The 15,321-nt window shown below is 60.2% G+C and carries 11 protein-coding genes; 1 reads left to right on the top strand and 10 read right to left on the bottom strand.

Annotated elements, in window-relative coordinates; translation table 11 throughout:
• Positions 1-17: 17 nt before the first annotated feature.
• Positions 18-2,624, top strand: a complete 2,607-nt coding sequence (locus A0U93_RS02885) for a cation:proton antiporter (protein ID WP_077806017.1) — start codon at positions 18-20, stop codon at positions 2,622-2,624.
• 23 nt (positions 2,625-2,647) lie between these two features.
• Here the strand turns inward: A0U93_RS02885 and A0U93_RS02880 are convergent, their stop codons facing one another.
• The 10 genes from A0U93_RS02880 to A0U93_RS02835 all read right to left on the bottom strand — a co-directional run bounded on the left by A0U93_RS02880 (position 2,648) and on the right by A0U93_RS02835 (position 15,313).
• Positions 2,648-4,033, bottom strand: coding sequence for a peptide MFS transporter (locus tag A0U93_RS02880; protein WP_245825054.1), 1,386 nt, complete (start codon positions 4,031-4,033; stop codon positions 2,648-2,650).
• A 232-nt stretch (positions 4,034-4,265) separates the two neighbouring features.
• Positions 4,266-5,762, bottom strand: coding sequence for a SpoVR family protein (locus A0U93_RS02875; RefSeq protein WP_077806016.1), 1,497 nt, complete (start codon positions 5,760-5,762; stop codon positions 4,266-4,268).
• The gene (locus tag A0U93_RS02870; RefSeq protein ID WP_077806015.1) at positions 5,762-7,075 is read right to left on the bottom strand and encodes a YeaH/YhbH family protein; all 1,314 of its coding nucleotides are present in this window, start codon (positions 7,073-7,075) and stop codon (positions 5,762-5,764) included. Before A0U93_RS02870 ends, A0U93_RS02875 begins: the two co-directional genes overlap by 1 nt.
• A gap of 50 nt (positions 7,076-7,125) precedes the next feature.
• Positions 7,126-9,072, bottom strand: coding sequence for a PrkA family serine protein kinase (locus A0U93_RS02865; protein WP_077806014.1), 1,947 nt, complete (start codon positions 9,070-9,072; stop codon positions 7,126-7,128).
• Between the two features lie 302 nt (positions 9,073-9,374).
• Positions 9,375-10,163, bottom strand: a complete 789-nt coding sequence (locus tag A0U93_RS02860; RefSeq protein WP_077806013.1) for an MBL fold metallo-hydrolase — start codon at positions 10,161-10,163, stop codon at positions 9,375-9,377.
• Positions 10,160-10,939 carry a TatD family hydrolase gene (locus A0U93_RS02855; RefSeq protein WP_077806012.1) on the bottom strand — a complete coding sequence of 260 codons (780 nt, stop codon included), beginning with the start codon at positions 10,937-10,939 and terminating at the stop codon, positions 10,160-10,162. The genes A0U93_RS02860 and A0U93_RS02855 overlap by 4 nt, the downstream gene beginning before the upstream one ends.
• Position 10,940: 1 nt before the next feature.
• Complete coding sequence (gene metG / locus A0U93_RS02850; RefSeq protein WP_077806011.1) at positions 10,941-12,482, bottom strand: methionine--tRNA ligase; 1,542 nt, start codon at positions 12,480-12,482, stop codon at positions 10,941-10,943.
• Positions 12,479-13,432, bottom strand: coding sequence for a DNA polymerase III subunit delta' (locus A0U93_RS02845; RefSeq protein WP_077806010.1), 954 nt, complete (start codon positions 13,430-13,432; stop codon positions 12,479-12,481). Before A0U93_RS02845 ends, metG begins: the two co-directional genes overlap by 4 nt.
• Positions 13,429-14,073: a dTMP kinase gene (tmk, locus tag A0U93_RS02840; RefSeq protein WP_077806009.1), complete on the bottom strand. Its 645-nt coding sequence runs from the start codon at positions 14,071-14,073 to the stop codon at positions 13,429-13,431. The genes A0U93_RS02845 and tmk overlap by 4 nt, the downstream gene beginning before the upstream one ends.
• A 7-nt stretch (positions 14,074-14,080) precedes the next feature.
• Positions 14,081-15,313, bottom strand: coding sequence for a D-alanyl-D-alanine carboxypeptidase family protein (locus A0U93_RS02835; protein WP_371862847.1), 1,233 nt, complete (start codon positions 15,311-15,313; stop codon positions 14,081-14,083).
• Positions 15,314-15,321: the final 8 nt, after the last annotated feature.

Genomic DNA, 15,321 nt, shown 5'->3' with positions numbered 1-15,321 from the left:
GAAGGGGAAATGACCGTATGATGGTGACAGGACTGGCGGCCATTTTATTGGCGCTTGCGCTGCTGCTGGTCTTGGTCAGTCTTATACAGCCGCTGGCGCGCCGGTTCGAAGTTTCCGAGACCGTGCTGCTTGCGCTTGCGGGTATACTCGTAGGCGGTCTGGCGGCCTTCGTCCTGCGTTCCTCGGCTACGGAAATGTTCGATGGCGCAGCGGAAACGCTGCTCGATTTCCCGATCAACAGTGAAGCGTTCCTGCTGATCTTCCTTCCGGTGCTCGTGTTCCAGGGCGCATTGGCCATTGATGTTCGGCGACTGGCGCATGAGGTCGCAACGGTTCTGTTGCTGGCGGTCGTGGCTGTCGTGGTATCCACGGCGATGATCGGACTGGCGTTGTATCCTGTCTCGGGGCAGTCTCTGGTCGTTTGTCTGCTGCTGGGTTCGATCGTCGCGACGACCGATCCGTCGGCTGTTGCCGGAATTTTTCGTGAAATCGGCGCGGCAACGCGGTTGACGCGTCTTGTCGAGGGCGAGGCGCTTCTGAATGACGCCGCCGCCATCGCGATCTTCTCGATCCTGCTTGCCGCCGTGACGTCGCACCATCAGATCCATCTCGGGGATGCGATCCTTGACTTCGTCCTGTCGTTCGGGGGCGCCATGATCGTCGGCGTGGCCCTGGGGCGACTGGCGCTCCTGATTAGTGCCGGCGTGGGTGGATCGCAGGCGGCCGAGGTCACCCTGACGCTGGCGCTGCCCTATATCGTCTATATTCTGTGCGATGAATTGCTTGGGTTTTCCGGCGTGGTGGCCACCGCAGCGGCCGGCCTGACCGTATCGGCCTACGGACCATCCACATTCCGTCCGCAGGTCTGGCGTTTCCTGAACGAATTGTGGGAGCAACTGGTTTTCTGGGCGGGGTCGCTGGTATTTCTGCTGGCTTCCATGCTCGTGCCGCGCCTGTTGATCGGCATGACACGCTGGGACTGTGTCCTGATTGTCATCGCCAGCGTGGCGGGTCTGCTGGCGCGGGGTGGTGTCGTCTTTGGCATGTTGCCGCTTCTGGCGGCCACGAAAATTTCGCCGCCCGTGCCGACGCCTTTCAAGATCACGATGGTGTGGGGTGGGCTCCGTGGCGCCATCACACTGGCGCTGGCGCTGGCCGTGACGGAAAACCAGCGCGTCTCCACACAGGTGGCGCATTTCATCGGCATTATTGCGACGGGTTTCGTCCTGGTGACGCTCCTGTTGAATGGGACGACGCTACGGTATCTGGTGCTGTTTCTGAAACTCGACCAGCTTTCGCCGATCGATCAGGCGATGCGTCACCAGATTCTTGGCATCGGGCTCGGTCAGGTGGCCGAGAGGACGCATGCGCTTTCGGACGAACTCGGGTTCAGCGCAGCGACACAGAAGACGATCATCGGCCATATCGAGCATCGCGCTCAGGAAGAGCGTGAAGCGAATACGTTCGACACGGCCCTGGGCGATCGGCAGCGCGTAACGCTCGCCCTGATTACGATCGCGAACCGCGAACGCTCCCTGCTGCTCGATCTCTTCCGCATTCAGGGTCTTTCACGCCGTGTGATGGAAACGTTGCTTCGCACGGCGGAAGGAATGGTGGACGGCGCGCGTCTTGAAGGACGCTTCGGCTACGTTCGGGCATTGCGGCGGCGTCTGCGGCCGACGCTGCGCTTTCGCCTCGCGCAGATGCTGCATCATCGACTGCATATCGATCAGCCACTGATGTATTGCATGATGGAGCGTTTCGAGATGCTCATCATCGCGCACCTTGTGTCGCTGTCGTTGATGCGCTTCATGCATGAGCGCCTTGAACCGACATTGGGTACGCGTATCAGCGAGATAGTGTCCGAAGTTTTGGGTCGCCAGCGTCGTATGCTGGACGACGCGTTGGAAACGCTGCGTCTGCATTATCATGGTTATTCGGAAGCCCTGGAGAGCCGCATCCTGCATCAGATCGCGTTGCGGCTCGAGGGTGAGGAATATGACACATTGCTGACAGAGAACCTGATCAGCGAGGAATTGCACCGCGAGTTGTATCGTGATGTGGAGCGTCGTCGCCGACGGCTGGAAACGCCGCTACGCTTCGATCTCAAGAGCGGTATCGAGCAGCGTCTTCGTGCTTTTCCGGCCTTTCGTAGCGTTCCGGATGCTGTGTTGCATGATCTGACGAAAAGCATTTCCCTGCATTTTGCATCGCCTGGTGAGGTTCTGCTGAAGCGCGGTCGTAAGATACGCACGATCTACGCGATCGTGGCGGGGCTGGCTGAAGTGCATGTGGCTGAGCAAGATATTCAGTTCGGTGCAGGGGATCTGATTGGTGCCTCTGCAATGATGAACGGCGTGCCGGCGCGTGGGACTGTTCGTTCGCTTCAATTCGGGCATCTGCTGGCCATTCCGGCGGCGCGTTTTCAGCAGTTGCTGAAGGACTATCCGATCGTGCAACGCACCATCGACGAACGGGCCGCCGAGCGCCGGGATGGCCAGCTCTCGGCTGTTCTTCTGGCGGGGTCTGCCCAAGCCGGCTCGGGTGACTGGCGCAAGGCCTCCCAGGAAGGCATCGAACTGGCCGTTGATCGTCCTCAGATTCCGCGTAAGGGAAGCGGGTGAGGGTGCAAGGCCGTCGCTGAGCGTCAGGCCTGTCGCGAAAGTTCCCGGCGAAACACGCGTGCGAAAAGCCAGAGAAGGGTCGTGGCGGCCATGGCGAGCACGACGTGCAGAAGCCAGAATACCGGCGATGAAAGACTGCCAAGCAGACCGGCAATCTTGCCGACCAGCAGATTGCCAAGGAAAAGGTGGAGCGAGTACGCTGCAACGACCGTCGAATTGACGGCCTGAGGCGCGGCCCGGGAAAATAGCGCCATGCCGGTAGCATAGCACAGCCCGAAGCCGACATCGTTGACGAGATGGAACGCTATTCCCCATGCCAAGCTGATATGGTGGGGCCCTGGTTGGATCCATGCGCCGAGTGCGAGGATCGATGGTGCGATTGTGCAGATCATCGAACCGATGATGATCTTGGACATTTCGCCCGGATCGGACCGATATCGATTCCACACGCGCCAGAATGCGACGATACCGAGCACTGTAAAGGTGCTGACGAATCCATCCATGGAAACGAGCCAGCTTGCCGGCATGTTGTAGCCAAGGAATGTCAGCTGATAGTAGCGGTCCGCCCAGATCAGGTAGCCGTTGAAGATATCGGTATTCGAAATTGTAGCCACCGCCAGTAATGGCAGAATAGCGAACAATATCAATAAGGTTCTCTTCTCCGTGGCGGTCAGGCGAACCTTCTTGTGTGTATGTCCGGCTATCGTGTCGGTCGGCAGGTGCCGGCGACCGATGAAATAGAAGCATAGTCCGACCAACATGCCGATGCCTGCGGTCAAAAAGCCTGCATGCCAACCGATATTCTGCGCAACGGTGCTGCACAGGGCCGGGGAGACGATGACCGAAACCTGGATGCCAAGAACGAAAAGCTGGTAGGCGTCCGCTCGGCGAGGGTCGTCACCAGCATACAGGGCGCCGACCTGGGCGGGCAGGATGCCGCGTGTACAGCCGAGGCCCAGAAGTAGAAGTGCAAGGGCGATGAGGAAAGTCTGATCGATCGCCAGACAGATGAGGCCGGCGATCAGCAGGAAACCGCCGATCAGGACCATGCGTGTCCGCCCCAGACGCCAGTCGGCCAGTAACCCGCCCAACATGGGTGTCACATAGATGAGGGCCAGAAACAGGCCGGTGATTGCAGCGGCAAGCGCATTCGGAGTGTGTGCGTTGTAAAGTGCCTGAACAAACGGCAGGAAGGCCGACATGCCCCAGACATGCGGCAGGACATCCGGTTTCAGAAGATGGTTCACCACGTACAGGACGAGCAGGGACTCGAAACCGTACATCGAAAACGCAAGACCGCCTTCGGTCATTATCAGTGTTTTCAGGCCGGTAGGGTGACGCTCGGTTCCGGGCGGCGCGGAGGCGGTGGAGACAAGCGGCGCAATATCGTCGGGCAAGGGATCTGGCAAAGCGTCTTTTTCCTTTGTCGGCCGCGCATCATGGACTTATGGCATTTTTCCATATGTTCGGGCTGGCTGGGTCGTCATTAGATGACGTGATGCGGATGATCTGCAAAGAGGCAAAATTCAGGTCCGTCAGTAGCTCGTATCACCGGCACACAAAAGTTCGATAAGATATATTATGCCAACTCATATATGCTTATCGGAGTGGCGCGCGACGATGCCGCGCGCGCCAGTCAGTCTATGCAGCATGATAACTGGCGAGTTCCTTGCCATTCTGGCTGTCGATCTCCTTGAGCGCCACGCCGTAACCCCAGAGTTCCGCCAGATGACCGAGCGTGAGCCGCGCATCTGTCGCATGCAACAAATGGCCGGGTCGTGTGCGATGTTCGAGCTTAAGGACACGATCACCGCTCAAATCGACACCGACGATCTCGATCTCTTCCGCAAGGCTACCCGGATCATAGGAGGCTGCGACTGATCGCCGGATATCGCGATAACCAGCCTCATTATGGATGGCATCGACCAGCAGATATGGTTGCGCAGCGTCATCAGTCAGACGGAACAACCGCAAATCCCGAATGACTTTCGGCGACAGAAATTGCTGAATGAAGCTCTCATCCCGATATTCCGCCCAAGCGTGCTTCAATGTTCCCAGCGGATCGCCATTGCCGGCGAAATCCGGAAACCATGCGCGGTCTTCCTCTGTCGGGTTTTCGCACATACGTGCAATATCGTTCATCATGGCCAGGCCAAGCGCATAGGGATTGAAACCGGGTCCCCCGCCCTCATCGAAACCACGCTGGGTGATGACGTTCGTCGTGGAATGAATCGCCTCCATGATGGCGGCGTCATCGATCAGTCCCTTCCGATGGAGCCGGTGCATGATGACGTTATGCGTCCACGTGGCGCAGCCTTCGTTCATGACCTTGACCTGCGGCTGCGGGTAGAAATATTGGGCGGTAAGCCGAACGATACGGATGATCTCCCGTTCCCACGGCTCGAGACGTGGGGCGTTTTTCTCCAGAAAATAAAGGATATTTTCTTCGGGAAGACCGCCGATTGGCGTATCGCTGCTGTTGACGTCGCCCGCATCCGTCTCCCGGTCGGGCAATGTCCGCCAGAGATCGTTATACTGACTATCCTCATAGGCACGCCGTTCACGGGCGCGATCGGACTCATGCTTTAGATCCAGTCGCTTGTTGCCTGTATGTCGATCGACACCCTGCCCTTGCAAGGCATGCGCGGCATCCAGAATTCGCTCGACGGCCCGAATGCCATGCCGTTCCTCGCATTTTGCGATGTAGGATCTTGCAAATTCAAGATAATTGAGAATTTGGGTGGGGTCGGTCCATTCGCGGAAAAGTCGGTTGTTCCGGAAGAAATGATTATGGCCGAAGGCAGCATGCGCGATGACCAGTGCCTGCATTGTAGCAGTATTCTCCTCCATCAGATAACTGATGCAGGGGCTGGAATTGATTACGACCTCGTAGGCCAGTCCCATCAAGCCACGCTTGTAGCTGTTTTCATGACCCACGAAGCGTTTGCCCGCCGACCAGTGGGGGTAGCTGATCGGCATGCCATGTGACGTGTAGACGTCCAGCATCTGTTCCGACGTAATGACCTCGATCCGATTGGGGAATGTCTCCAATCCGAGTTCGTTGTGCGCGATCTCCTCGATTGCATGAAAGCAGTTTCGCAAAATGCTGAAATTCCAGTCGGTTCCGGTGTAAAGCATCACGCACCTCTCAACTGTTCGGCTTCGCGCCTTGCGAACAGATCCCGGAAAACGGGAAAGATTTCGCGCCGGTCCCTTACCTGGCGAATGGCCAGTTGCGCATGTGTCTCGGCAAGGCCGCGGTAGCAACGCCACAGATCGCTGTCGTTACGAATGATTGCGCCTGATCCGGCAACTTCGATATAGGCGAAATACTGGATGATCGGCAGAATGCGCTCAGCCATCTGCGATGCCACGATGGGTGTGTCCGAGGCGATGTTATCGCCGTCCGATGCCTGCGCCGCGTAGATATTCCACTGGCTCACAGGATACCGCGCTTTCTGGATGTCGATCATCAGTTCGAGCGCCGTGGAGACGACAGTGCCGCCGGTTCGGGGATCGGTGAAAAACGTTTCTTCGTCGACCTCCTCTGCCGTTTCGGCATGGCGGATGAAGACGATATCGAGTTTTTCGTATCGACGTTCGAGGAAGACGTGCAGAAGCAGGAAGAACTGCTTGCCCAGTTCCTTCATTTTTTCGGTCATGGAGCCAGAGACGTCCATGATGCAGAACATGACCGCCTGCGTGGTGGGTTTGGGTGTCGGCGTGAAGCGCCGGTAGCGCAGGTCCACCGGATCGACCCAGGGGATTCGCCCTAACCGCTGGCTGAGCGCGCTCCGTTCGTCCCGCAATAGCTGTAAGCGCTCGTAAGCCTCAGGAAGCAGCGGCTTTTTCGCCTCCAGCTCCTCTATTTCAGCTTCGATTTCACGCAGGCGTTCGGGCTTCGGGCGCTTCAGTCCGATCCGTCGCGCGATCGAATGGCGCATCGTCCGGCCCAGATCGACCTGCGACGGCGACCCTTCGGAACTTAGTCCGGCGCGCTGGTTGGCGGTTGTCGTCGCGACGGCAATCTCGCGCCGGACCAGATCCGGCAGTTCCAGATCGTCAAAGAAAAGATCGAGAAACTCATCGCGCGACAGGATGAACCGGTAGGAGTCCTCACCTCCCCCTTCGGCACTGGCATCGCCCTCCCCGCCACCTTGACCGCCGGCGCCGCCCGGCGGCCGACGAAGGCGATCGCCGGGTATGAACTCCCTGTTGCCGGGAAGCACGAACTGGCGAACGCCCTGTTCGAAGGTGCGATGAAAGCTTGGCTCATGCAGAACGTCTGCCGGGATCGAGACGGTATTGCCCTGCGCGCTGTCGCGGATGCGTCCCTGCGCGACCGCCGTGCGCACGGCGCTTTGTACGGCGTCGCGTGCTCGCGCGAGAACCCGGCGCCTGTTTTCGGTGTTCTTACCGTGCGGGTTCGGACGCCTGTCGATGATGTCCATGGACTACGCTCCATCGTCGGCTATCTTACTTGGTGGGAACGTGACAGCAATCAAGCGGATTGCTTGACACGCATGTACCATTCCACCAGCCGCCTCACCTGCCGCTCCGTGTAGCCGCGCGCCACCATGCGTTCGACGAATTCGCCATGCTTGCGCTCGCTTTCGCTATCCTTCTTCGAGCCGAAACTGATGACTGGAAGAAGATCCTCCACCTGGCTGAACATGCGCTTCTCGATCACATCGCGAATCTTCTCGTAGCTGGTCCAGGACGGATTGCGCCCGCCATTGGCCGCCCTCGCCCGCAAGGAGAATTTGACGACCTCGTTCCGGAAGTCCTTGGGGTTGGCGATGCCCGCCGGCTTTTCGATCTTGGTGAGTTCGGCATTCAGAAGATCGCGATTCAGCAGTTGCCCGGTGTCCGGATCCTTGAAGTCCTGATCCTCGATCCATGCATCCGCGTAGTCGAGATATCGGTCGAAGAGGTTCTGGCCGTAGTCGTTATAGCTTTCCAGATAGGCCTTCTGAATTTCGTGGCCGAGGAAATCCGCATACCGGCGCGCCAGTTCGGATTTAAGCACCGCCAGATAGTTGGCTTCGACCTCTGCCGGGAACTGCTCCCGGCGGACTGCCTGTTCCAGCACATACATCAGGTGAACCGGATCGGCGGAGATTTCACTGGCGTCGTAATTGAATGTTGCCGACAGGACCTTGTAGGCGAAACGCGTGGAAATGCCGTCCATGCCTTCGTCGACGCCCGCCGCGTCGCGATACTCCTGCATCGCGCGCGCCTTGGGATCCGTCTCGCGAATGTTTTCGCCGTCATAGACACGCATCTTGGCGAACTGCGATGAATTGGGATGAGGTTTCAGGCGCGACAACACGGCGAAGCGCGCCAGCATCTCCAGCGTGTTGGGCGCGCACGGCGCGGCACCGAGCGCCGACGACTGGATCAGCTTCTCATAGATTTTCGCTTCCTCGCTGGCGCGGAGGCAATAAGGCACCTTGATGACGCAAACGCGATCCAGAAAAGCCTCGTTGGTGCGATTGTTGCGGAATGTCTGCCATTCCGCTTCATTCGAATGCGCAAGAATGACGCCCGTGAAGGGGATGGCGCCGATGTTCTCCGTGCCGATGTAGTTGCCCTCCTGCGTTGCGGTCAGCAGCGGATGGAGCATCTTGATGGGCGCCTTGAACATCTCCACGAACTCGAGAATGCCCTGATTGGCGCGATTCAGACCGCCGGAGAAACCATAGGCGTCGGGATCGTTCTGGCTGAAGTGTTCAAGCTGCCGGATGTCCACCTTGCCGACAAGGGCCGAGACATCCTGATTGTTGTCGTCGCCCGGTTCCGTCTTGGCGACCGCGATCTGACGCAATTTGGACGGGTGCAGCTTCACGACCGTGAAGCGCGAAAGGTCGCCGTCGAACTCTTCCAGACGCTTCATGGCCCATGGGCTGGCGATGCCGGTCAACACACGGCGCGGAATGCCATATTGCTCCTGGAGTGCGCTGCCCATCCGGTCCGGATCGAATATGCCCAAGGGGCTTTCGAAAACCGGGCTGAGGTGCTTCCCGGCTTTCAGAACATAGATGGGTTCCCGCTCCATCAGGGATTTCAGGCGCTCGCCAAGCGAGGACTTTCCGCCGCCAACGGGGCCGAGCAGATAGAGGATCTGTTTGCGTTCCTCCAGCCCCTGCGCCGCATGCCGGAAGAAGCCGACAATCTGCTCGACGGTTTCTTCCATACCGTAGAAATCGGCGAAGGCCGGATAGGTCCGGACAGTGCGGTTCATGAAGATGCGGCTCAGGCGCGGATCGCGCGCGGAATCCAGCATCACCGGCTCTCCGATTGCCTTCAACATGCGTTCGGCGGCGCTGGCGTAGGAAGAAGGATCGTCGCGGCAGAGATCGAGGAAGGACGCCAGGGACATTTCCGTCTCCCGGCGTTCGTCGCGCATCGTGGTGGCCAAAGAGAAGACGTCAGAGAACGAACCCATGAACAGCACTCTCCGTAAACGACGTGCCGATCACGTCATCCATGATGCAGAGAGACCGGAGACGGCGATCCTGCAGGGATGACGGCGGCCGACGGATTATTTTCAAATTCAAGGCCGGACACGCCTGAGGACCGGTTTATTTGCAGTGCAATGGCCTGCGGGGTCGGCGAACTCCCCTGGCGCAATGGCTCGATATTCGGCCCATGTTCAATGCCGGGAAGGCCCCGGAAGACAGAGGCTATTCCTTTGAATGCTCGCGATTCAACAAGAAAAACGTGCGACCGGACACAAATCGCTGAGCGTTATGGGATCTCGAGGATCATGCCGTCGAAAGCCGGCTCAACGCCTTCGGGTAAATTCCGCCGCAGGGATTCATAATCCATGTCCGGGCCCATATGCGTGAGTACCGTTCGCCGCGGACGAATGCGCGCATGCCATTCCAGGACGAGCGAGAGCCAGGCATGAGCGACATGTGGCTCATACTGGAAGCACCCGACGACCCAGGTATCCAGCCCCTTCAGGCCGTCCAGCACATCATCGGTCATGTATTCGACATCGGTGCTATACGCGAAGGCACCGCATCGCAGTCCAAGAGAGGCGATGCGGCCGTGTCGCTGATCGAAGAGAGACAATTCCATGCCAGCTACCGGCACGTTCTCGCCCGCCTCGACGGGATGCACGTCCAGAACCGGGCGATAGAACCCTGTGCCGCTCCACGGACGAAAGGCATAGGCGAAGCGTGATTCGAGTTCGGACAGGACGGTGCGCGTCGCATAAAGCGGAAGCGGCGCGTCGATCATGCGATTGATCGCGCGAAGTTCGTCCAGCCCCGCAACATGGTCGCTATGTTCGTGTGTGTAGATCACGCCGTGTACGGCGCCGATGCGCTGGGTGAGCAATTGGGTTCGCAAATCGGGGCCTGTATCGACGAGCAGACGCTGCCCGATGTCGCTTTCCATGACGATGGACGATCGGGTGCGCTGATTTCGTGGTTCCCCGGGATCGCAGGCACCCCAGATACCGCTGCCATCGGCTCCGCCGATCATGGGAACGCCACTGGACCCGCCGCATCCGAGAACCGTCACCTTCATGCGGCGCGCCGGAACAGGCGGAAGAAATTGGCTGTCGTCAGGTCTGCGAGTGCCTGTGGTTCGATTGACCGTTCCGCGGCCAGCCGAGCTGCCGTGTAAGCGACATAGCCCGGCATATTGGGTTTGCCCCTTTTTGGCACGGGGGCAAGAAACGGGCTGTCGGTTTCGACAAGAAGACGTTCGCGCGGTACCTGGCGCGCCACGGCGCGTATCTCGTCGCATTTTGGAAAGGTCAGCAAGCCGGAGAAGCTGATATAGCCGCCCAGGTCGATCGCCGTTTCCGCCAGCGCCGTGCCGGAAGCAAAGCAGTGCAGGAGAAACGGGAATGCACCGTTTCTCTCGTGCTCATCACGCAGGATGGCCATGACGTCGTCGTCCGCCTGCCGGGCATGGATGACAAGCGGCAGACCCGTCAGGCGAGCGGCGGTAATGTGGGCACGGAAGCTGGCGATCTGTATGTCCCGCACATCCTCACCACCATGAAAATAATCGAGACCGGACTCACCGATGCCGATCACGTGTGATGGCGTTGTCAGTTCCGCGATCCGTTCGGCCGTCGGCAACGGTTCCTCGTGCGCATGATCGGGATGAGTGCCGATCGCGCACCAGACACGCAGTTCCGGTGTGTCATAGCCTGTCAGGCCGATCTGGATCGCGGCCTGCGACAGTCGCGTGCCAATCGTCACCATGCCGCCCACACCGGCCTCTCGCGCTTCGCCGAGCGCGGCGGCGACATCTACAAGGCGGTCGAGATGGCAATGGCTGTCGATCAGCATGTCAGGCGGCACTTTCCGGCTCGACGTAACGCGGGAAGATCCCCTGCGGCGCCGGCAATGTGCGACCGGCGGGAACCGGGGTCTCGAGTGCGGCGAAATGACGTTCCCCGGCCTCGATCCCAAGCTGGGTGAGAAACTTGTCCATGGCACCCGGCATGTAGGGCTGGAGAACAGTGGCGATCACACGCATGGCATCGTGCAGCACCCGCAGGACGGCCGCCATGCGGTCGGGATCGGTTTTACGCAACGTCCAGGGCGCCTGACGGTCGATATAAGCGTTGCACGCGCGCACGACCTTCCATACCTCTTCCAGCGCATCCGTCAGGGCAAAGCGTTCCATTTGCCCGCGAAGCAGCGCGGGCAACAGGGATGCCTGCGCGAGAAGAGACTGATCGTCCTCGGTCCGGACCGCCGCTTCGGGCAGGACACCGCCGCAGTTTCGGGCGATCTGGGACAGGGTGCGCTGGGCCAGATTGCCGAGATCGTTGGCAAGTTCCACATTCAGGCGTGTGATGAGCGAGCGGCGGTTCAGGTCGGAGTCGCCACCGAACGGCACCTCACGCAGCAGGAAATAGCGGACGGGGTCGAGACCGAACTCCGCCACGAGATCCCGCGGGTCCACGACGTTGCCGAGCGACTTGCTCATCTTCTCGCCTTCGATGGTCCACCAGCCGTTCGAGAACACCGTACGGGGAAGCTCGAGGCCGGCGGCCATCAGGAAAGCCGGCCAGTAAACCGCATGGAAGCGGATGATGTCCTTGCCGACAACATGCACATTGGCAGGCCAGAACGCCATTCTGGGCGCGTCGATATCGGGATAACCGAGCGCTGAGAGATAGTTGGCCAGGGCATCGAACCAGACATACATGACATGATCCGGGTCGTTCGGGACGGGAATGCCCCATTTGAAGCTGGTGCGACTGACGGAGAGGTCGCGCAACCCCTGCTTCACGAAACTGACGATCTCGCGTCGCCGGGATTCGGGCCCGATGAATGCGGGATGCTGCTCGTAGAATTCAAGGAGCCGGTCCTGAAAGGCCGACAGCCGGAAGAAATAGGACGGCTCGCGCAGCCATTCGACCGGTGCCCCGGTCGGTGCGACCCTGGTGCCGTCCGGCCGCGTCGTCAGTTCGTCTTCGCTATAGAAGCACTCGTCGCGCAGGGCATACCAGCCTTCGTAAGCGCCGAGATAGATATGACCGTTATCGGCCACCTTCTGCCACAAGGCCTGCGCGGCGGCCTTGTGGCGCGGCTCGGTGGTGCGGATGTAGTCGTCGTAGGAGATATCCATGGCATCCGCCATGGTGCGGAAATCGGCGGAAATCCTGTCAGTGAAAGCCTGCGTCTCCACACCGGCGACCTGGGCGGCCTGCTCCACTTTCTGGCCATGTTCGTCCGTTCCCGTAAGGAACAGCACGTCTTTCCCATCCAGCCGATGGAAGCGGGCCAGCACGTCCGCTGCTACGGACGTATAGGCATGACCGATATGCGGTGCGCCGTTAACGTAATAGATGGGGGTCGTTACATAAAAGCGCGCGGTCATAAATCACTCACGATGGTGGCGGCCTGAAGCACGGCCTGGCCCTTGTCCAAGTTGAAGCGCTCGGTCTCCCGGCGCAATGCCGCCAGCGCGCCATGCGCGGCGGCCACTCGCGCGGCATCCGCAAGTGAATTCGTTTCCGCCAGCCGACGGGCGCGTTGACTGAGCCCATCCCCTAGCAAATCACAGAGCAGCGCAAAACCTTCGTCTTGCCGGACAATGCTTTCCGCATCGCCCGGGGATGCGCCGGATGCGCCGCCATCGAGCCATTTCCCGACAATACCGGCGACCCGACCATCGCGGTCATGACCGAGGAATGCGGCGCGACCGGGCGAACCGTGCGCCGCTTCGATAAGTCGGTCCACATCCTGTGTGGCATAGCCCTGCTCGTGGAGCACCTGTCGCATGTCGTCATTCGAAAGCGGCAGGCAGGTCAGGGCGCGGCATCGACTCCGGAGTGTCGGCAATAAAGCGCCCGGGGCCGCACTGACAAGAAACAAGGCGGCTTGCGGCGGTGGCTCCTCCAGGAGTTTGAGCAGCGCATTCGCCGCATGGCGGTTCATGAATTCCGCGCCATCGATGATGACGACGCGCCATCCTCCTTCCGCAGCCGTCCGACGCAGGAAGGACTGTATGGGACGGACCTCGTCTGCGACGATTTCCGAACGAAGGCGCCCCTTCCGTTCGTCCATGCCCCGACCGATCACCATGAGATCGGCATGGGTGCCCGCTGTGATCCGGCGCCCTGCCGGGCTTTGGGGATCGACGCCATTCAGCAGGATGCGCGCGAAATGAAAAGCCAGTGTCGCCTTGCCGATCCCCATGGGACCGTGCAGGAGCCACGCGTGATGCAGACGCCCGCTGCGTCGGCTGTCCTGAAACGCAGCCATTGCGGCGTCATGGCCATGCAACGCGAACGTCTCGCGCGGCGAATGCGGCGCTGGCGCGTTCATATGGCGGTTTTTGCGTGCATCCGCCGGGTGACGGTATCGAAAATAGCGTCCTCGACCATCTCAGGCGCACAACCGGCATCAATTGGCGTGATGCGATCGGGGTGACGACGCGCAAGATCGCGAAAGCCTTCGGTAATGCGGATGTGAAACGCCATGTCCTCCGCTTCGTAGCGGTCGATCGCACCGCCTCGCGCCTGTATGCGCGCCCGTCCGATATCCGCCGGGACATCGAGAAGCAGGGTCATGTCCGGCTCGTTCGACATCGTCGCGCGCAATTGCTTGATGAATTCCAGGACTGTCGGGTCGGCTCTCCCCACGCCATATCCTTGATAGACGACCGTCGAATCGTGGAACCGATCGCAAACGACGACCTTTCCAGCATTCAGGGCCGGCAGGATCAGTCGGTCGAGATGCTCCGCGCGCGCCGCCATGTGCCCAAGCGCCTGCGCGCGCCATGACAGAGGCGCTGTGCCGAACAGGAGCAGTTCACGCAGCGCCTCGGCCCCAGGCGTTCCACCCGGCTCGCGCGTCAGCACGACATCACGGCCCGCGCCACGCAGCCGTTCGGCCAGTCGCCTTGCCTGTGTCGACTTGCCTGCGCCCTCCCCGCCTTCCAGTGTAACGAAAAAACCTGGCCGCATCCGAATACTAGCCGTGGCTCGTCGGCGGATGTCCGAGTCTGGTCATGGCGCGCCCGATCAGGCCGAGCTTTCCGACGCTGCGTTCGGCAACGAGATCGAGCCGCACATCGGCCATCCCGGGATTGCTCATGACGAGCTGCCCCAGAACCTGCCCGGCGGCGACGGGCGCTATCGCGGGGCTTTGATAGTCCACGCCAAGATGGCTGTGCTGCTGCCAGCCGTGCGGCATCGTCATGACCACATCACGCGTGGAGATCAGGGCGACGTCCGGTGTATCGCCCATCCAGACGGGCACGCGATCAACGACCTGACCTTTCCGGAAGAGCGTGACATTCTCGAAATTCGCGAAGGCCCAGGACAAAAGACGTTCGCCTTCATGAGCCCGTTCGTTGCTGGACGCGGTTCCGTTGATCGCCATGACGATTCGATTGCCACCGCGTTCGGAACTCGCACACAAACCGAAGCCGCCCGCATCGGTGTGTCCCGTCTTCAGGCCGTCGGCCAGCCCTTTGTCGACCAGCACATTGCGGTTCCCCTGATGGATCTTGTTGAAGGTATAATCCGTCGCCGAAAAGAAGTGATAGTACTGCGGATAATCGCGGATAAGATGCGTCGCCAGCATCGCGACGTCCCGGGCCGTCATGTAATGACCATCGGCCGGCCAGCCCGTGCAGTTCATGAAATGCGAATTCGTCAGCCCGATCTTCGGGGCTTCCTGGTTCATGACATTGACGAACTGCTCTTCCGATCCGGCAATCCCTTCTGCAAGAACGATGCAGGCATCGTTGCCGGACTGGATCAGCATGCCCTGGATCAGGTCGGAAACCGAAATGCTGGAGCCGAGTGGCACGAACATCTTCGATCCCTGCATGCGCCACGCCTTTTCACTGACGGGCAGACTCTGCTCCAGGCTGAGACGTCCGGTCTTCAGCATGCCGAAGACGATATAGGCCGTCATCATTTTCGTCAGCGACGATGGCGGCATGCGTTCGTCTGCTGCCTTTTCGAGCAGGACCGCGCCGGTATTGAAGTCCGTGATGCAGGCCCAACGCGCAACGGTGTCGAGGGGGCCGATGGGTGTATTCGCTGGCGCGCCGCCTGCATCTGCCGGTGGCGTGGCATCGCTGTCCCCGGCAGTTTTCGTCGCTGCCCGATGGCCGCGATGCGGGCGCGCCGCCGCAATGCTGGAACAAGCGGCAAACCCTGCCGCGCTGCTGAGAAGAAACCGTCTTGTCCGCACGAGTGTCA

The sequence above is a fragment of the Neoasaia chiangmaiensis genome (assembly GCF_002005465.1).
Lineage (GTDB): Bacteria > Pseudomonadota > Alphaproteobacteria > Acetobacterales > Acetobacteraceae > Neoasaia > Neoasaia chiangmaiensis.
Note: the sequence above shows the minus strand (reverse complement) of the source record. Positions and strands in the feature narration are given on the sequence as shown.